Here is a 17,322-nt window from a genome sequence, read left to right as displayed (position 1 = left end):
CTACCGGGGCGGTGGCCGGATATTCGCTGGCTGATGCTGCGGGGTTCGTGATTACGTGGCCGCATGCCGAGTCCATCGACGCTCGCCCTGTACGTGGCCACCGCCACGATCGTCCTGCTCGTTCCCGGGCCCGCCGTCCTGTACGTCGTCTCGCAGGGCGTACGGCATGGCGCGCGGGCGGGCGTCACCGCGGTGCTCGGCATCCACGTGGGCACCCTCGTACAGGTCGCTGCAGCGGTGGCGGGCCTGTCCTGGCTGCTGTTGTCGTCGGCCTTCGCGTTCACGGTCGTCAAGTACGTCGGCGCCGCCTACCTGATCTACCTTGGCGTACGGGCTTTGCTGACCCGGCAGAACGCCGAGATGGTCGAGGTGGGCGAGCCCAAGAGCGCCGCCCGGCTGTTCAGCGAGGGCATTCTGGTCAACATCCTCAACCCCAAGCTGGCGCTGTTCTTCCTGGCCTTTCTGCCGCAGTTCGTCGACCCGGCGAGGGGCGCGGTCACCGTCCAGATCGCGGTCTTCGGTCTGGTGTTCGTTGCGCTCGGCCTGTGCACGGACGCCGGCTATGCGCTGCTGGCGGGTGCGGTGGGGCCCTGGCTGCGCCGGAGCACGCGTTTTCTGCGCGGTGAGCGCTACGTGGTCGGCTGCACCTTCATCGGCCTCGGGGTCGTCGCCGCGCTCACACCTGGACGGCACGACCGCTGACTCGCTCGCGGACGGCGGGCTGGATCCTAGACATGTTGCCTAAAAGGCGACAGTGACCGAGGAATCCTTCGTTAAGGTCGTGCGCATGTCTGAATATCAGAACGAACCGTCAGGGGACACCGAGCAGTTCCGAGCCTTCGCCCGCGGTGGCGAAGCCGAGAGCACGGCCGGGGGGCCCAACATCGCACTGATCCTCGTTGGTCTCGCCGCAGTCGTGATCGTGATCGCGGTAGTGGCCTATCTGGCCATCTGAATCCGGCCATCTGAGCGCGCCTCCCATCTGGGGGACCATCAGGGGGAAGCACGGGAGTCGCGCCGGCGGCGGGCGAGACCGGCCGCCGGCGAGACGGCCACCGGCGTGACCGATCAGCGGCCGCTGGACGAGAAGTGCTGGTAGTCCTTGGTCCCCGACCAGGCTCCGCCCCAGCCCCATCCGATCGACCGGAACGCCTGTACGGTCCGGTCACCGGCGTGGATCACCCCGGGATCGCGGCGGGCACGGTTCGTGTATTTCCTGCATTTCTTGTGCGCCGTCTGGCCGCTCGCGGTGACGTACGGGTTCTCACACGGGTTGAGGTCGATCGCCAGACCGTAGGCGTGCTGTGACCAGCTGCTCGAACCGGTCGCGGCCCGGCAGTTGAACGCGGAGGTGTTGTCGGCCTCGATCGAGTCGAAGTCGCTGCCCTTGTAGGCGTCGACGAGCTGCATCCGCCGGATCGGGTAGCGCTGCTGGTACAGCCGCTTGAACACCTTGACCACGTCGGCGGCCGACCGGGCGTTCACGATCATCTCGCCAGTGTGCGGCCTGTGGTCGAAGCCCCAGTAGGTCATCCGGAGCAGCCGCAGGCCCGACAGCGGAACCGGGCAGTTCTCCCGCCACGAATACTTCACCGTCGCGCGTGACGGGATCTTGTGGATCGTGCCGCTGAAGCTCTGGGTGGCAGGGCGGGGCTTGCGCGAGGTGGCCGACGGGCTCGGCTGATCCGATGGCTCAGCCGGCGAGGGGGAGCTCGAGCCGGCGTCGGTACCGGGCGACACAGGCTGCTCTGGGCCGCCCCCGCGGCCACATCCGGCCAGCAAGACGGCCGCCTCGGCCACGATCATCGCGGTGACCACCAGTTGTTTTCCCTGCATAACGGCAGGATGGCATGTGAAGTGCACCTCCCGTGCGGCCCTGGAGATATCGGAGCGTTTGGCTACCGTGCCGTCAACACCTCCGGTCACAGGGACCACACGAATGTCGGACCGCAGAGAGCCGCCCTCGCAGGAACCGAACCTGGAACCGCCCGGTTCGGGCGACCGGGCAGGTTCCCCAGATGAACGGGACGCTGAGCGGGAGCCGCCCACGCTGGAAGACGAGTTGTTCGGCATGGAGCCCGTGACCGCGCCGGACGACCCGGCGCCCGCCCCGCGGCCGGCCCCGTCACGGCCGCAGACGCCTGCGCCGCTCCGGCGAGCCCTGCCGACCTGGCGGACCTTGCGCACCTGGCCGACCGGCGATGAACCCGGGTGCAGGGATCTCGCCGTCATGGTCGCGGGCTTCGGGACGTTCATCCTCATCGACTGCGTGATGATGTACGCGCCGTTCCAGATGAAGGAGGCGCCGAGCCTCCTGCCTCAACTGCTGACCTTGCTACTGCTGGCCTTCGGCCTCGGCGGCCTGCTGGTGTGGCATGTCAGAGGAGCCTGGCGGCCGTTCGGGATCGGGTTGATGCTGGGCTGGGTCTTCATGACCCTGGTGTCCGCCGGCTTCCTCACAGGCCTGAATCCGTGAGCCCGCCTTCGACGCCTATGGGCGGTCACCGCCGCAGGCGGCGGGTCACTGCACCTCGGCGATACGGTCGGTCACCGCGCGAAAGGCGCGGCCCACCGCCTCGAGGTCGCCCGGCTCCATGACGTCGATGAAGAAATCTCGCACCGTGTTGACATGATCGCGTGCGGCGATGTCGAGCACGGCGAAGCCCTCGTCGGTGAGCACCGCGAAGACACCGCGCTTGTCGCCGGGGCAGGTCTCGCGGTGAACGAGCTTCTTGGCCTCCAGCCGCCCGCACGTGTGCGACAGCCGGCTACGGGACTGGCTGGCCGACTCGGCCAGTTCGGCCATGCGCATACGCTTTTCCGGCGCTTCCGACAGCCGAACGAGGATCTCGTACTCCGCCCCCGTCAGACCGTGCTTGGCCTTGAGGTCTCGATCGATCAGGTCCCACAGCCGCACGCTGCCCTCGAGGAAGGCCCGCCAGTTTCGCTGCTGGCCGGCATCGAGCCAACGTGGTTCACTCATATCGTTAGTATACGGCATCCATTGAATATTCAACTAGTTTCCCCGGGGAATTCGGTGCTTCTCGGTCAAGTTCCCTGACCGAAGCCGTCGGGCGGGTGGGGCCGAAGATATTTTCGAGTCCGACCTCGCGCTCGGGTGACGCGAGCGCCGATCGTGGGCTACTGTGTTCGAATTCCTCGAACAGAGATTCGACCTGCGGTTACCCCGCATGGGGAGGCGGGCATGATGGTTGCCCTCACCGCGCCAGAGGCGGTGCGCCGTACCGCGCGACGAAGGTGCGCGACACGCCGTAGCACTTTCTATGGAAATCTACGGCCACAGCTATATCGGCTCATAGAGTCCGAGACCGTGGACCCAGTGCGGAATCCCTACGCGCCCGGCGCCGGACAGCGCCCTCCCGAGCTCGCCGGCCGCGACCGGGAGCTACGGCAGTTCGAGGTCGTGCTCGAACGTGTGGCCCGTGACCGGCCCGAGCGCAGCATGATCATCACTGGCCTGCGCGGAGTCGGCAAGACCGTCCTGCTCAACGCCTTCCGATCCATGGCCATCCAGCGGTTGTGGGGCACCGGCAAGATCGAGGCCCGGCCGGACCAATCGATCCGCCGGCCGGTCGCCGCCGCGTTGCACATGGCGATCCGTGAGCTCGCCCCCCGGCACCGCGGCCCCGACCGCATCGAACAGTTCCTGGGCGTGCTCAAGGCGTTCGCGCAGGCCGGCGAGGAGAGCGGGGCCAAGGGCAAGGCGCGGGTGCATCGCTGGCAGCCCGGCATCGATGTGCCGGCCGCACGGGGTCGTGCCGACTCCGGCGACCTGGAGATCGACCTGACCGAGCTGTTCGTCGACGCCGCCTCGGTCGCCACCGATCTCGGTGTCGGCATCGGGCTGTTCGTCGACGAGATGCAGGACATCCCGCCCGATGACGTCTCCGCGCTCTGCGCGGCCTGTCACGAGTTGTCGCAGACCGGGGGGCCGTTGATCGTCGTCGGTGCGGGGCTGCCGCACCTCCCCGCGGTTCTGTCGGCGAGCAAGTCCTATTCCGAGCGTCTCTTTCGCTATGCCCGCATCGACCGGCTCGACCGTGAGTCCGCGGATCTGGCGCTGCTCGCTCCGGCGGAGCGCGAGAACGTGACGTTCACCGAGGACGCGCTCGACGCGCTCTACGACGCGGCGGACGGATACCCGTACTTCGTCCAGGCCTACGCCAAGGTGGTCTGGGACATCGCCCCCGAGACACCGATCACCACCGAGGACATCAAGGTGGCCGCCCCTGAGGCCGAGACCGAGCTGGCCGTCGGCTTCTTCGGCAGCCGCTACGAGCGCGCGACTCCGGCCGAGCGCGACTACATGCGGGCCATGGCGATGCTGGGCGACGACCCGGTGCCGACGGCGTCCGTGGCCGATGAGCTGGGCCGGAAGCCGTCGAGCGTGTCGCCCGCCAGGGACGGCCTGATCAAGAAGGGGCTCATCTACAGCGCCGAACGTGGTCTGGTGGCCTTCACCGTTCCGCACTTCGGCAAGTTCCTGCGTGCCCAACCGGCCTAGAGCGGTTCGCTACGACTGTCTAACGCTCTCTAGTGCTGTCGCTAGAGAGCGACATAAAGCAGCATCGAGCTCTGTCGCTCATCGCTTTCTGACGTTTTCTAGGCACCTCTAGCGACAGCGCTAGATGGTCTAAGACAGCGGCAGAGAGTCCCGTCCGGGCCACCGCCCATGAAGACGGTCGCTCTATGTCGGCGTTCGTCAGGTTCCTGCGGGGACGGCCGGCACGGAGCCGGGGCCGGTGTCGCCGCCCGCATCGGCCCTGCCGCCGTCCCCGCCTGGATCGGTGTCCCCGTCCCCGCCCCCATGCGGGACGTGGCCTTGGAGCCCTTTTCCGGCCGTGTCGTCCTGCTGGTCGGCCGCGGTCGATGACGGTGCGATCGGTCGACCCGCTGCCGAGGTTTGTTCGGCCGCCGGAGCCGAGATCTCCGAGCCCACGCCTTCTAAGATCGCGCTGCGTACGGCCGGATGGTGCTCCTCCATCGAGACGGCGAAAACGATCTCGACGTCCTGGCCGGCCACCCGGCCTTGATAGGCGAAGAGGCGCCAGCACAGTTCTCGCCATACGTCCACGGGGGTGCGGCTGACGAGCAGATCCTCATGCTCCCGCCATGCGGTGCTCGCCCGCAGGATGTCGTAGGTCTCGCTGAGAGGAGCGGTGCGCAGCTCGCACGGCACCCGAGAGCGGAGGCGGTCCAGCAGTACGTCGGCTTCCGGCGACACCGCGATGAACAACAGGATCTCGGCGGTGAGCATGATCCCGACCCAGCCGAGGCTCGTCCGGAGCACGTCGATCCCAGTGTGCGGCACGCCGAGCGCGACGATCGCCGCCGCGGTGAACAGCGCGGTTCGGGCGACACAACGGATCCCGATCCGGCCTGCGCTCAGGGCGCCGAAGCAGCCGCACCCGTCCTCCGGCCGGTAGGTTCGCAGCTCGCTGACCACCCAGGTCGCGGAGGCGAATCCCAGCACCGTGAGCACCCGGACCGAAGGGTGCGGGGTCACGAGCAGGGCCACGCCCAGAGCCCCCTCCGACAGCGCCAGCCCGATCGCCATCGGCCGGCTGTCACGCACCACGAAGGCGGGTGAGGGCGCCGGGTCGCCGTACGCCACGGGGGTTCGCAGGTCCGGGTTGGCCAGTTTGGTCAGGCAGGCGGTGATGAGGGCGGCCGACACGAGCAGGAGCTGACTGTGCTGAAGGGCTTCGATCACGGCTCACCTCACCGTGACCGTGGCGTTGAAGCAGCCGTCCTCGAGCTCCCCGCCGAGATCCACGAAGCTCGCAGCGGTGAGCTCGACGATGCGGCCTCGCCTGGACGTGCCGCACTCGACGCAGCGATCGCAGAACAGCGCCGCCGTACAGCCGCATTCGGTCACGGCGACGGTGGCCGATCGTTTGGCGCACTCGTTGCGGACCAGCAGGTCGCTGCCAAGGGAGAGCAAAGGCAGCCCGGCGCAGCCGACCGGCGCGTCGGGGCAGCCGCCCGCCTGTCCTGCTGAGTCGAGGGCCGGGTAGGCGGCCCCGGGGCCCGCCGCGTCGAACCAGGTGACGGTGCCCCGTAGTTCGCGCGAGACCGTGCCGGTCGTCCTCGGCGCAGTGACCTCGTCGGCGCGGTAGCCCGGCTGCGATGTTCCAGGGAGCAGGGCCAGGGGGCCGTCGGTCGAGCTGATCCCGATCACGTCGAAGAGAAAGCCGGGCTCGAAGATCGGGTGCCGGACGAGCACCCGGCTCAGCGATCGCGACGGGATGACGATGTGCAGCCGTCCGCGGTGCGGGCCGGCGTCCACCTCCACGAAACCCTTCCCGATGTCCACGATCGTGCCGGTCGCCCGCACGAAGTCCACCCAGATCCGGTCGGCTCCGAGGCCGTCGACGGTGCATCGTACGAGCACCTTCCGCCCGGGGCGTACGGCCTCCATTCCGGCGCGTCCGCCGTACCAGACCGTCGTGGCGCTGGAGATCCACAGGCGTATCTGGTCCCCGTCCCCGTCGCCCTCACGCGTGCGCAGCAAGAGCAACTCCGAGTCGGCCTCGATCACCGTGCCGGTCACGGAGCGCAGCGGCGGCCGATCGGTGGCCGGCGCGTCGGGAAGCCGGCCGAGCACGGCGGTCCGGCGACGACGGCGCAGGTAACCGACCTGATCCGGCATCGCTCCGGAGTGATGGCGGGGTTGCGACATGAGCCCTCCCGGCAGAGGTGAGTCGGCCCATACACACTTCGCTGATGACAACGCGTCAAGAGTTACTCAGGCGCTCAACTATGTCGATGTATCTGTCCACATTCGCCAGTGTTGCGGTAGAGGTTCTATGTACTTGGTGGAGGAGTTCCTCCACCGGTTGACCCGAATATGGCTTTTCTGTTGAGCCAGAATTACGATCTTCGTGCGATCGTCAGAGTCATCGGCATGTTGTGCACAGCTTCTCCCAGAGGTCGTACGGAGCAGTGCGCACCGCGCCGTCGGACAGAACCTCCCTCAATCCCCTGGGGTCGGTGGTGACGTGAGCAAGGCCAAGCACGACGAGTTCCGCGACTATGTGGCGGCTCGTGGTTCCGCGCTGCTCCGGGCCGCGATGCTCCTCACCAGTGATCGGGCCGAGGCCGAGGATCTGCTGCAGTCGGCCCTGGCCAAGACCTATCTCGCCTGGGACCGGATCAACGACCGGGCCGCGGTGGACGGATATGTGCGCCGGGCCATGGTCAACACGCAGATCTCCTGGTGGCGGCGGCGCAAGCTGGAGGTCTATCCGACCGATGAGCTTCCCGAGCTGCCCGTCGACGATCACACCGGGCGCAGCGAGCTGCACGACGCGCTCGGCCGGGCGCTCGACAAGCTCCCGAAACGCCAGCGTCTCGCGGTGATGCTCCGCTACTACGAGGACATGTCCGAGGCCGAGATCGCCGACATCCTCGGCATCAGCGTCGGAACCGTGAAGAGCACCGTGTCGCGGGCCATGGCCAAGCTCAGGGTGGACGCAGAGCTCGAGCACGACTTCGCCGGCACGCTGTCCGGCCCTGCCGTGGGTGAAGAGCGAGCCGGCTGACCTCGTGCGCACCATGACTCCGCCGCATTGCGGACGATCTGCGAATTGCGCTCCGCGTTGGGGCGGTACGTACAACGAATCTGATTTTTTGATGTTCGTGGTAAATGTACTATTGCCCCGGCTGTGGCCGATCGGCGTAGACGCTGCGCGACTCGGCGCCCGTGTTCCTGCTCACCCGCCCAGAGGTTGATCATGCAATTGGTGACTCGCGAGGCATGGGGGGCCCGATCGCCTCGCGCCACGCCCGAGCGCCTGTCGTCCACCAAAGGCGTCAAGGTCCACTACACCGGCGACAACGTCGATCCGCGGCTCGAAGACGACCATGATCGCTGTGTCGCGCGGGTCCGGCAGATCCAGAACGCCCATATGGACGGCAATGGCTGGAACGACGTCGGCTACTCGGCCCTGGTCTGCCCGCATGCCCATGTCTTCGTGGGTCGCGGACCGCACGCGCTGCCGGCCGCCAACGGCGCCGGCCTCAACAGCGGCCATTACGCCGTGTGCGGCCTCGTGGGCAACAAAGGTCTCACCAAGCCGACGAACGCGATGCTGCGCGGCATCCGCGACGCGATCGAATGGCTTCGCCGCGAGGGCGACGCGGGCACGGAGATCAAAGGTCACCGGGACGGCTACGCCACCGACTGTCCCGGCGGGCCGCTGTACGCGTGGGTGAAGGAAGGCGCACCCCGGCCAGACGAGGAGGACGAAGACGTGCCCGAGTACGTATCCGTCGGCATCACCGCCGAGCAGGAGCTCCCACCCAACGAGTGGGTCACCATCACCTGGGGCCGGGATTTCTCCGACAGCGCCCACCAGCACAGTGACCAGGGCGGCCCGAGCATTCTCAACGGGGCGGCGAAGTACTCGCTGACCGCCTCGCTCACGCTACGGGGCCTGCCGGTGGGTACGGAGGGCCAGTTGCGGGCGGTGGAGGTCCACGCCGACGACACGGCCGACTTCGGCAGCTCGCCGATCCAGGACTTCATCGCCACCAGCGGTGACACGAGCGTGCTCTACGCGCTGCCCGCGGACACGCTCGGTGTCAACCGGCGGCTCCGGGTCCAGGTGCTCCAGTCGGGGACCGCCACCGGATCCGTGGTGAACGGATCCGCCAAGGTCCTCTACTGGCGTTGATCAACCGGCCCGTGGCCCCTACGCTTCCTTTGTCGCCCGCATCGGGCGATATGTCCCGCTGCAGAACGCACGCGGGGTACGGGCGGGCAACGGTGATCAGTGCGATGGTGTCTCGGTGACGCAGGCCAGTTCTGAAAATCTCGTTGTGCCGCCAGGTCCGCTTGGTGTAAGCAAGTTGCGCCGCTAGGTGTCGGGAGCGCGCATGTCAAGGTGGTCGCCCTTCGACCCCGACGCTGACCGCAGGTTGGTCAGGGGTTTGAACGAAGGCAACGAAGACACCCTTATCGCACTTTATGACACATACGCAGAGCGACTGTACGACTACTGTGTGTCGCTGGTCTGTGATTCGAAGGTGGCAGCCGACACCGTCCACGACTGCCTCATCGACGCCAGCCGCCGCGCGCCGCGGATGCGGGATCGGATGCGGCTGCGAGCCTGGCTGTACGGCGCCGCGCGCCGGCGCTGCCTGCAGCGCGGGCGAAGCGGGGGACTGCACTGGGAGTGGGCCGCCGCCCAGGCACCCCACGCGGCTCGCGAAGAGGCGCACGAGGATGACGGCGCCGAAGATCGCCTGCCCCGTGGCGAGTTCGGGAGCGATGAGTACGACGTTTCCGGTCTGTCCCTTGACGAGCGCCGGGAGCTGCTCGAACTGACGCTCGCCAGGCTGGACTTCTCCGAGCAGGAGGCGCTGCTCCTGGCGCTGCGCCATGAGGTCACCGGGTCCGACCTCGCCGCGACGCTCGGAGTGTCCGGCCGGCGGGCCGCCTCCCGGCTGGCCCGGGCACGGGCCCAGGCCGACGCGGCGTTGAACTCAGAACTGCGGGTGCTGTCGTGGCGATGTGCCGACACTGAGCAGACCGGTGCCCGGCCGGCCGGACCCACCCGTCAGACCGAACACACTGCCACCGGATCGGTCGATTCCGATGCGCTCGGCTCCGCAGCGGTCGACTCCGCGGCGGTCGAGGCGGTTGAGGACCGCGAAACGCCCGAAGCCGCAGACCGTCCAGAGCCCGTGCGGTCTCGGGAGTCGCTCAAGACGGTCATCGAGGCCGCCGGTAAGGCGGGAACGGCGGCGGCCTCCGCCCGCGGGATGGATGAGGCGCGCAGCAGCGGCCACACCGCCCAGCGCGATCACCGTGCCGACCCCGATGGCTCGGACGGTGCGGGCGACCCGGCCGCTGAATGGCGTGATCGGATCACTCTCAACCGCCTGCTCGACCTCGCGCAGGCGCCCGCCCCGCCGGCCGCGCTGCGCCGCCGGGTCTTCCACACCGCGACCGACCCGGAGCTGGCGGGCTACCGCGCCGACATCGCGGGCCGGGGCGGCAATCTCACCACCCAGGGCCTGCCTCGCCAGCCGGACGTCGCGCCGCCGTTCGCGCGGCGCTGGATGTTCGCGGCGGGCGGCCTGGTCGGAGCGCTGGTCACGGCGGCCGTCGCGATAGTGATCATCGGACCGGATCTGCCGGGCCCGCAGATCTACTGGCCGTCCGGGCCACGGCACAAGACGCCCTCTCCACCGCTCCCGAGCCAGTCCATGCCCGGCCGGGAGCAGGCCGCCCCACCCGGGGACGCGGGTCCCGGCTCGGGCCGTCGCGTCGCCGCTCCTCAGCTGGACGGCAGGCTGAGAACACCCTCACCCGGGCCGCGCACTCCTCGGCTGCCACCTCAGCCGGGCCGGCTGATCCTCGGCGCGACCGAGATCGGGCTCGGCGCCCGTGAGCGGGAGACTCATCTCAACCTCTCGGCGTCCCAGGGAGCGGTGACGTGGAGCGCGGCGACGTCCAGCCCGCAGCTCACCCTCTCGGCCGAGGGAGGAAAGATCCCCAAGGGGGGCACCACCCGGATCGACATCATGTTCCAGCGCGGGCTGATCCAGCTGGAGGGGCACGCCACGATCACGCTCACCAGCGTCGGTGGCCGCCCGCAAACGGTCACGGTCACCTGGGCCGGCTCCCTCCTCACCTGACCGGGTCCGAGGGAGCCGACAGAGCCCGATCGGGCTCGGGTGTGGGGCTACCTGATGTCGGGCTGAGGAATGTCGGGCCTGGTGGTGTGGGCTGTGCCGGCGCCGCTCGCGCCCGCAGGGGCGCTGTGCGGCTGGGCGGCGTCGAGCCGGGTGACGGCGAGGTCGCCGTCGGCGTAGCGCTTGCGCAGCACCTTCTTGTCGAACTTCCCGACGCTGGTCTTCGGCACTTCGGCGATGAAGCTCCACCGCTCCGGCACCTGCCATTTGGCCACCCGGCCGGCGATGAACCGGCTGAGCTCCCCCGCCGTCACCGTCGCTCCGTCGCGCAGCACCACGGACGCGAGCGGGCGCTCCTGCCAGCGGTCGTCGGGTACGCCGACGACGGCGGCCTCGATGACGTCGGGGTGCGCCATCAACTGGTTCTCGAGGTCGACCGAGGAGATCCACTCGCCGCCGGACTTGATGACGTCCTTCGCCCGGTCGGTCAGCACCAGGAAGCCGTCCGGCGAGACCGTGCCGACGTCGCCGGTGCGCAGCCAGCCGTCGTGGAACCTGGTGGGGTCCTCGTCCTTGTAGTACGACCCTGTGACCCAGGGGCCGCGGACCTCGATCTCGCCGACCGCTTCTCCGTCCGAGGGCAGCTCGACGTCGCCGTCACCGACCACCCGCGCCTCGACGCCGGCCATTCTGCGGCCCTGCGTCATGCGGTAGTACCAGGCCTGCTCCTCCGAGACGCCCGCCGGCGGGTGCGCGACCGACGCCAGCGGCGACGTCTCGGTCATCCCCCATGCGTGCACGATGCGTACGCCCAGTTCGTCGAAGCCGCGCATCAACGACTCGGGCACCGCCGACCCGCCGCAGGGGACCATGCGCAACGACGTCAGGTCGGAGCCGTGTTCACGGGCGTACCGCAGCACCTCACCCCAGATGGTCGGCACCGCGCCCGAGATGGTGGGCCGCTCGCTCTCGATCATCCGAACGAGGGCCTCGCCCTGCAGGAACCGGTCGGGCATGAGCAGCGAGCTGCCCGCGAGCATCGCCGCGTAGGGCAGCCCCCACGCGTTGGCGTGGAACATCGGCACCACCGGCAGCACCTTGTCGGAGCTGGTCAGCCCGAACCCGTTGCCGCTGCACGCCGACATCGAGTGCAGGAACGCCGAACGGTGGGAGTAGACCACGCCCTTCGGGTGGCCGGTGGTGCCGCTCGTGTAGCACATCGCGGCCGCGGACCGCTCGTCGATGTCCTCGGGCCAGTCGAACGACGCCGGCGCCTCGGCCAGCAGTTCCTCGTACGAGTGGAGTTCCTTGCCGGCCCCCGCGAGAGGCGCGACATCGGCCTCGCCCACCACGATGACCTGCCGTACCGTCTCCATCTGCGGCAGTACGGTCGCGAGCAACGGCACCAGTGAGCCGTCGGCGATGACGATCTCGTCCTCGGCATGCGTCGCGACGTAGGCGAGCTGGTCGGTGAAGAGCCGGATGTTGAGCGGGTGGAGCACCGCTCCCATCGAGGGGACCGCCAGATAGGCCTCCAGGTGCTCGGTGTTGTTCCACATGAACGTCGCGACCCGCTGGTCGCCGTCCACCCCGAGCCGTCGCAGCGCACCGGCCAGGCGGGCGGCGCGTTCCCCGAGCTGCGCGTACGACGTACGGCGCAGGTCTTCACCCGTGAAGGTGGCGACCTCGCTGTCGCCGAACGCCGACGTTCCGTAATTCATGATCGAGGCAACCGTCAAAGGAAAGTCCTGCATCGTGCTCCGCACAACGCCTCCATGTCCCGGGGAGTCTTACCGGATTCTCGCGCTGACGCGGTGCGTTGTCACTGGCCTCTTCGGCGCTCCATGCCCTTTCCATGGCGCCGGCCTCGGTGCCCGCCCACAAATGACAGATGTCATGCCGGTCGGATGACAGGCGCCGCCCGCGCCGGTGACAGCGACGACTACTGCTCCGCCGGCACGGGCGCGAAGGTGGGGGCATGCATACGGAGAAGGCCATAGAGGTGGTGGGCCTGCGGCAGCGGTACGGGGATTTCGAGGCCGTACGGGGAGTGTCGTTGGAGGTGCGGCCGGGTGAGCTCTTCGCGCTGCTCGGCACCAACGGGGCCGGCAAGACGACCACACTCGAAACCCTCGAGGGTTACCGGTCCGCACACGCAGGCACTGTGCGGGTGCTCGGCCGTGATCCGCACCGTGACCGCCGTGAGGTGCGGCCCAGCGTGGGGATCATGTTGCAGGAGGGCGGTTTCTTCGCCGACCTCACCGTCGCCGAGACCATCGACGTGTGGCGAGACCTCACGCCACGAGCGCGTGACCGCGCCGAGCTGCTGGAGCTGGCCGGGCTGCTCAAGCAGGAGAAGGTCCGGGTCCGTCAGCTGTCCGGCGGGCAGAAGCGCCGGCTGGACCTGGCGCTCGCCATCGTCGGACACGCGAAGGTGCTCTTCCTGGACGAGCCCACGACCGGGATGGACCCCGAGGCCCGCGGCGACACCTGGCAGATCATCCGTGATCTGGTGGCCGACGGCACGACCGTGCTCCTCACCACGCACTACCTGGAGGAGGCCGAGCAGCTCGCAGATCGCCTGGCCATCATGCACCAGGGCCGGATCGAGATCGCGGGCACCGTGGGGGAGGTGCTGGCCGGTCACGGCGACCGGATCGGTTTCCGCGTTCCTCCGCAACTGCCGGTGGCCGAGCTGCCCTCGCTCACGCTGCCCGCGCCGTCCGGGAGCAGCGTCGACGCGCAGGTCGCCGTGAACGGCGGTCAGACCGTCGCGACCTACCGCCTCACCGAGGAGGCCGGCCTGCAGCACGCGCTGGGCGAGCTGCTGAGGTGGGCCGACGAGCGGGACCTGCGACTGTCCGGGCTGCAGGTCCGCAGCGCATCCCTGGAAGACGTGTTCCTGCACGTGGTGGGACACACCACCGGAGAGGACGACCGATGAGCCTCGTGCGATCGCTGGAGCTCGCCTCCCCCAGGCGGCTCGCACAGTCGGCGCGACCGGGATACATGCTGCGGATCGCCCGGCTCGACCTGACGCTGTTGTGGCGCAACCGCACCGCGTTGTTCAGCGTGATAGGCGTCCCGTTGTTCTTCGGCGCGATGCTGCTGGTCTCGCGCGGCAACGGGAACAAGACCGCAGGGCTGGACGCGGTGCTCTACACGGGCACCGGTGACCTCGCCTTCTTCGTCATCTTCGCGGTGTTCGTCAACCTGGTGAACGTCTTCACGGCCCGCCGCGAAGATCTCACGCTCAAGCGGCTGCGCGGCGGAGCACTGTCCGATGTGGAGATCCTCGGCGGCAGCGTCGTGAGCGCCACGGCGCTCTACCTCATCCAGGCGGGCGTGGTCATCGTGATCATCGCGACCGCCCTGGGCGCGGGAGCCCCGGCCAACGTTCTTCTCCTGGTGCTGGGCATGCTTCTCGGCGCGGTCGTGTTCGCGCTGCTCGCGTTCGCGCTGTCGGGGCTCACCCCGACCACGGAGCTGGCCCAGATGACCGTGCTGCCGATAATGATCATCTGTATCGCGGGGTCTGGGTTCATGTTCCCGGTGGACGAGCTGCCCGATGGCCTCCGGCCCTTCGCCCAGGGACTTCCCCTCACCCCGGTCGTCGAGATCGTCCGCACCGCGTACCTCGGCCAGGACTTCACCGCCGGTGGCGGCCGTGAGCAGCTCGGGTTCGTCGACTCCTGGGCCGCCTGCGGCCCGGCACTGCTGATCCTCGCCGGGTGGGTCGTCGTGGGGACGTACGCCGCTCGGCGCTGGTTCCGCTGGGAGCCCCGTAACGCCTGACGGGCATAGGCTTACCGACTGGAGGTTCGGGTGAGTGCAGAGACGTCCGCCGGCATAGCGGCACGTGCCACACGGCGCCTCGAGAAGGCTCGTCGGGTGGTCTTCGGAACATTCCTGTGCTCGGCGTTCGCCATCGCCGTCTTTCCCCTGATGGCGCTGCTCGGGTCCTATGGCAAGAGTGAGATCGGTGTCCCGCTGACGGCCGGTGCCGGTGCGGCCGTCGTCGCGTTCATCGGCTTCTACATCCGGATGATCAACACCGTGCTGACGGGCAGTCTGCGAACGGCGGACGTCGTGGTGAGCGGAGTGCTCGCCGCGTTGCTGAGCGGCATGATGATCACGGATCCTCTCTGGATCATGCTCGGACCCGCCTGGGCCTCCATCGTGGCACTCGGCCTGTCGTCCGGCCGCCAGATCATCGCGCTCTGCGCGGGGGTCGCGGCGGTGGGCGCATTGGTGTCGCTGCCCGCCGCCGAACGCACTCCGCACTGGTACATGTGGCCGGTCATGTTCGCCCTCCTCGCGACGGTCTGTGGGCTGGCGGTGGGCGCGAACCTGCTGCAGAAATGGTTGTGGGACCTCATCCAGGAGGCGTACGCGGCACGGGAGGCACAGACCCGGCTGGCGGTCATCGAGGAACGGCTGCGGTTCGCCCGTGACCTGCACGACCTGCTCGGGCACAACCTCTCGCTGATCGCCGTCAAGAGCGAACTGGCCATCCGGATGGCCGATGGTGACACCGGCCGGGCCAAGGCCGAGATGATCGACGTACGCCAGGCCGCCCGCGAAGCGCTGCGTGAGGTGCGCGCCGCGGTGCGCGGGTATCGCGTCGTCGAACTCGACGCCGAGCTGGCCGGCGTACGAGCGGTGCTGGAGGCGGCCGGGGTCCGCTGTACGGTGGCCGAGCCACCGGGTGATCTGCCGCCCGCGGTGCGTGGCGTGCTCGCGTGGGTGGTACGCGAGGGAGCGACCAACGTGCTCAAGCACAGCGACGCACGGCGTTGTGAGATCTCCTTCGCCCCCGTCGAGGGGTCGGTGGTGCTCGAGATGGTCAACGACGGCGCGCATCCGGCCGGCGCCGACATCGGCACCGGGCTCACCGGGCTGAATGAGCGAACGGCGGTGCTCGGCGGCAGCATCACCGCCGAACACGCCGGTCAGAGCCGGTTTCTGCTGCGCGCCGCGATTCCACTGCCCGAAAGGGCTCCCCAGGCCGGAGACCTTCCGCCCTCCACCGACGACGCGGAGGTCGTGGACAACGCGGAAAGGGCGGAGAGGGTGGCGTGATCCGCATCCTGCTGGCCGATGACGAGCACCTCATCCGGGGCGCGGTCGCCGCGCTGCTCGGCCTGCAACCCGACCTGGAGGTCGTCGTCGAGGTCGGACGTGGGGACGAGGTCGTCGAAGCCGTCAAGCGGCACGATCCCGATGTGGCCGTCCTTGATATCGACATGCCCGGCGCCGACGGGCTCACCGTGGCCGAGAGACTGAGGGACGACGCGAACGCCCGGTGCGCCGTCTGCATCCTGACCAGTCTCGGGAGACCCGGCTATCTGCGCAGGGCGATGGCTGCGGGCGTCCAGGGCTTCGTCGCCAAGGACGCCTCGGCCGAAGAGCTCGCCGCGGCCGTCCGCAAGGTGCACGCGGGTGGCCGCTACCTGGACGCCGAACTCGCCGCCACCGCCATGGCCGCGGGTGACAACCCGCTGACCGAGCGGGAACGGGACGTCCTGCGGCTCACCGGCAAGGGCATCGACACCGCCCGGATCGCCCGGACCCTCCATCTGTCCGAGGGAACGGTACGCAACTACCTCTCCGGCGCCATGGCCAAGCTCGGCGAGTCCAATCGGCTGGGCGCCGTCCGTGCCGCCGAGACCATGGGCTGGATCTGAGCCGACCGGCGTTCAGGACCGGCGTTCGGGAAACGCGGATCTCACCGACGGTGCGCTCGCCGCCGATGACCGGCACGGTTCGTAGCGCGGCGGCGCCCGAGACGTCCGCTCCAAGCTCCTCCAGCGCGGCCAGCGCGATGGCGGTGGTCGCGCGGGCATTGCCATCGGCCACCTTGACCGCCACCGCGTGTCCCTCGGCCGTGGCGACGAGGAGCACACCCTCAGCGCCGCCCTTGGCGATGGTGCCGGGCAGCGCGAGCATCAGATCGGTGTTGACGTGCCCTGTGCCGGCGACGTACTCAGGGTGCTCCTGAATGGCTTCGGCCACCGCGTACGCCGGACCCTCTCCGGCCGTGGCCAGCGCGCGCCCCGCCCGCGCCAGACCGACCAGGGAGAGTCCGAACAGCGGCGCTCCGCACCCGTCCACGGCCAAGGGCTCCGACTGCTCGCCGGCCATCTCCGTGAGCGAAGCGCGGACGAGCTGCTGGAGGGGGTGCGAGGGCTCCAGGTAGGAGTCGACAGGCCAGCCGTTGACCGCGCAGGCCGCCAGCATGGCGGCGTGCTTGCCAGAGCAGTTCATGTACTGCCGGCTCCGGCTTTCGCCCGCTCGGATCACGGCCGCCATGGCCGACTCGTCCCACGGCAGGCTCGGCGGGCACTGGAGGGCGTCGAAGCCGAGCCCGGCATCGCCGAGGATGGCCTCCACGGCCTTGATGTGGAAGTCCTGGCCGGTGTGACTGGCCGCGGCGATGGCGAGGCGCTCACCGGTCAGGGGAGCGCCCGCCACCAGAAAGGCCATCGCCTGGAACGGCTTGACGGAGGAGCGGGGCAGTATGGTCGCCGCGACGTCCCCACGTGTGTACGCGAGTGTTCCGTCCGGTGCCATCCCGGCGACGCTTCCGAGGTGCACGCTCTCCACGAAGTCGTTGCGCACGACTTCGGCCAGCAGTTCGTACATGGTGATTCAGTT

The 17,322-nt window shown here is 69.0% G+C and carries 16 protein-coding genes and 1 pseudogene; 11 read left to right on the top strand and 6 right to left on the bottom strand.

What is annotated here, in order from left to right; translation table 11 throughout:
• Positions 1-63 precede the first annotated feature (63 nt).
• On the top strand, positions 64-702 hold the full coding sequence (locus HKK72_RS04225) for a LysE family translocator (protein WP_187232894.1): 639 nt from the start codon (positions 64-66) through the stop codon (positions 700-702).
• A gap of 85 nt (positions 703-787) precedes the next feature.
• Positions 788-955, top strand: a complete 168-nt coding sequence (locus HKK72_RS04220; RefSeq protein ID WP_187232893.1) for a hypothetical protein — start codon at positions 788-790, stop codon at positions 953-955.
• 113 nt (positions 956-1,068) lie between these two features.
• On the opposite strand, the gene HKK72_RS04215 is transcribed toward HKK72_RS04220, so the two are convergent.
• Positions 1,069-1,836: a M15 family metallopeptidase gene (locus HKK72_RS04215; RefSeq protein ID WP_261986530.1), complete on the bottom strand. Its 768-nt coding sequence runs from the start codon at positions 1,834-1,836 to the stop codon at positions 1,069-1,071.
• Positions 1,837-1,939: 103 nt separating this feature from the next.
• On the opposite strand from HKK72_RS04215, the gene HKK72_RS04210 reads away from it, so the two are divergent.
• Entirely contained in the window at positions 1,940-2,476 is a 537-nt protein-coding gene (locus tag HKK72_RS04210; protein WP_261986529.1) for a hypothetical protein, read from the top strand.
• Between the two features lie 45 nt (positions 2,477-2,521).
• On the opposite strand, the gene HKK72_RS04205 is transcribed toward HKK72_RS04210, so the two are convergent.
• A complete protein-coding gene (locus HKK72_RS04205) occupies positions 2,522-2,983 on the bottom strand; it encodes a MarR family winged helix-turn-helix transcriptional regulator (RefSeq protein ID WP_187232892.1) in 462 nt (153 codons plus the stop codon).
• A 348-nt stretch (positions 2,984-3,331) separates the two neighbouring features.
• Between HKK72_RS04205 and HKK72_RS04200 the strand changes: the two genes are divergently transcribed.
• The gene (locus HKK72_RS04200) at positions 3,332-4,525 is read left to right on the top strand and encodes an AAA family ATPase (RefSeq protein WP_187232891.1); all 1,194 of its coding nucleotides are present in this window, start codon (positions 3,332-3,334) and stop codon (positions 4,523-4,525) included.
• A gap of 198 nt (positions 4,526-4,723) precedes the next feature.
• Here HKK72_RS04200 and HKK72_RS04195 read toward each other — a convergent pair whose 3' ends face one another.
• A complete protein-coding gene (locus HKK72_RS04195) occupies positions 4,724-5,734 on the bottom strand; it encodes a MauE/DoxX family redox-associated membrane protein (protein WP_187232890.1) in 1,011 nt (336 codons plus the stop codon).
• A 3-nt stretch (positions 5,735-5,737) separates the two neighbouring features.
• Positions 5,738-6,703, bottom strand: coding sequence for a hypothetical protein (locus HKK72_RS04190; RefSeq protein ID WP_261986528.1), 966 nt, complete (start codon positions 6,701-6,703; stop codon positions 5,738-5,740).
• Positions 6,704-7,022: 319 nt separating this feature from the next.
• On the opposite strand from HKK72_RS04190, the gene HKK72_RS04185 reads away from it, so the two are divergent.
• The 3 genes from HKK72_RS04185 (at position 7,023) to HKK72_RS04175 (ending at position 10,668) form a co-directional block, all read left to right on the top strand.
• Entirely contained in the window at positions 7,023-7,565 is a 543-nt protein-coding gene (locus tag HKK72_RS04185; protein ID WP_187232889.1) for a SigE family RNA polymerase sigma factor, read from the top strand.
• 192 nt (positions 7,566-7,757) lie between these two features.
• Positions 7,758-8,699 carry a hypothetical protein gene (locus HKK72_RS04180; protein ID WP_187232888.1) on the top strand — a complete coding sequence of 314 codons (942 nt, stop codon included), beginning with the start codon at positions 7,758-7,760 and terminating at the stop codon, positions 8,697-8,699.
• Between the two features lie 202 nt (positions 8,700-8,901).
• Complete coding sequence (locus HKK72_RS04175; RefSeq protein WP_187232887.1) at positions 8,902-10,668, top strand: RNA polymerase sigma factor; 1,767 nt, start codon at positions 8,902-8,904, stop codon at positions 10,666-10,668.
• A gap of 47 nt (positions 10,669-10,715) precedes the next feature.
• Here HKK72_RS04175 and HKK72_RS04170 read toward each other — a convergent pair whose 3' ends face one another.
• Positions 10,716-12,419: a long-chain fatty acid--CoA ligase gene (locus tag HKK72_RS04170; RefSeq protein WP_222720318.1), complete on the bottom strand. Its 1,704-nt coding sequence runs from the start codon at positions 12,417-12,419 to the stop codon at positions 10,716-10,718.
• 224 nt (positions 12,420-12,643) lie between these two features.
• Between HKK72_RS04170 and HKK72_RS04165 the strand changes: the two genes are divergently transcribed.
• Genes HKK72_RS04165 through HKK72_RS04150 form a run of 4 tightly spaced genes read left to right on the top strand, consistent with a single transcriptional unit; the run spans position 12,644 to position 16,352 of the window.
• Positions 12,644-13,609: an ABC transporter ATP-binding protein gene (locus tag HKK72_RS04165; RefSeq protein WP_187232885.1), complete on the top strand. Its 966-nt coding sequence runs from the start codon at positions 12,644-12,646 to the stop codon at positions 13,607-13,609.
• Positions 13,606-14,460, top strand: coding sequence for an ABC transporter permease (locus tag HKK72_RS04160; protein WP_187232884.1), 855 nt, complete (start codon positions 13,606-13,608; stop codon positions 14,458-14,460). The genes HKK72_RS04165 and HKK72_RS04160 overlap by 4 nt, the downstream gene beginning before the upstream one ends.
• A gap of 30 nt (positions 14,461-14,490) precedes the next feature.
• A complete protein-coding gene (locus HKK72_RS42000) occupies positions 14,491-15,747 on the top strand; it encodes a sensor histidine kinase (protein WP_187232883.1) in 1,257 nt (418 codons plus the stop codon).
• Positions 15,744-16,352, top strand: a complete 609-nt coding sequence (locus HKK72_RS04150; RefSeq protein WP_187232882.1) for a DNA-binding response regulator — start codon at positions 15,744-15,746, stop codon at positions 16,350-16,352. Before HKK72_RS42000 ends, HKK72_RS04150 begins: the two co-directional genes overlap by 4 nt.
• Before the next feature lie 46 nt (positions 16,353-16,398).
• Here the strand turns inward: HKK72_RS04150 and HKK72_RS04145 are convergent.
• Positions 16,399-17,310: pseudogene (locus HKK72_RS04145) on the bottom strand (asparaginase); the annotation flags it as partial.
• Positions 17,311-17,322: the final 12 nt, after the last annotated feature.

Source organism: Actinomadura sp. HBU206391, from assembly GCF_014323665.1.
Taxonomy (GTDB): Bacteria; Actinomycetota; Actinomycetes; order Streptosporangiales; family Streptosporangiaceae; genus Actinomadura_C.
Note: the sequence above shows the minus strand (reverse complement) of the source record. Positions and strands in the feature narration are given on the sequence as shown.

Bases quoted from the DNA above. Each gene is read 5' to 3' on its own strand.
- HKK72_RS04225 (WP_187232894.1), top strand. From the start codon at position 64: ATGCCGAGTCCATCGACGCTCGCCCTGTACGTGGCCACCGCCACGATC.
- HKK72_RS04220 (WP_187232893.1), top strand. From the start codon at position 788: ATGTCTGAATATCAGAACGAACCGTCAGGGGACACCGAGCAGTTCCGA.
- HKK72_RS04215 (WP_261986530.1), bottom strand. From the start codon at position 1,836: ATGCAGGGAAAACAACTGGTGGTCACCGCGATGATCGTGGCCGAGGCG.
- HKK72_RS04210 (WP_261986529.1), top strand. From the start codon at position 1,940: ATGTCGGACCGCAGAGAGCCGCCCTCGCAGGAACCGAACCTGGAACCG.
- HKK72_RS04205 (WP_187232892.1), bottom strand. From the start codon at position 2,983: ATGAGTGAACCACGTTGGCTCGATGCCGGCCAGCAGCGAAACTGGCGG.
- HKK72_RS04190 (WP_261986528.1), bottom strand. From the start codon at position 6,703: ATGTCGCAACCCCGCCATCACTCCGGAGCGATGCCGGATCAGGTCGGT.
- HKK72_RS04180 (WP_187232888.1), top strand. From the start codon at position 7,758: ATGCAATTGGTGACTCGCGAGGCATGGGGGGCCCGATCGCCTCGCGCC.
- HKK72_RS04175 (WP_187232887.1), top strand. From the start codon at position 8,902: ATGTCAAGGTGGTCGCCCTTCGACCCCGACGCTGACCGCAGGTTGGTC.
- HKK72_RS04170 (WP_222720318.1), bottom strand. From the start codon at position 12,419: ATGCAGGACTTTCCTTTGACGGTTGCCTCGATCATGAATTACGGAACG.
- HKK72_RS04165 (WP_187232885.1), top strand. From the start codon at position 12,644: ATGCATACGGAGAAGGCCATAGAGGTGGTGGGCCTGCGGCAGCGGTAC.
- HKK72_RS04160 (WP_187232884.1), top strand. From the start codon at position 13,606: ATGAGCCTCGTGCGATCGCTGGAGCTCGCCTCCCCCAGGCGGCTCGCA.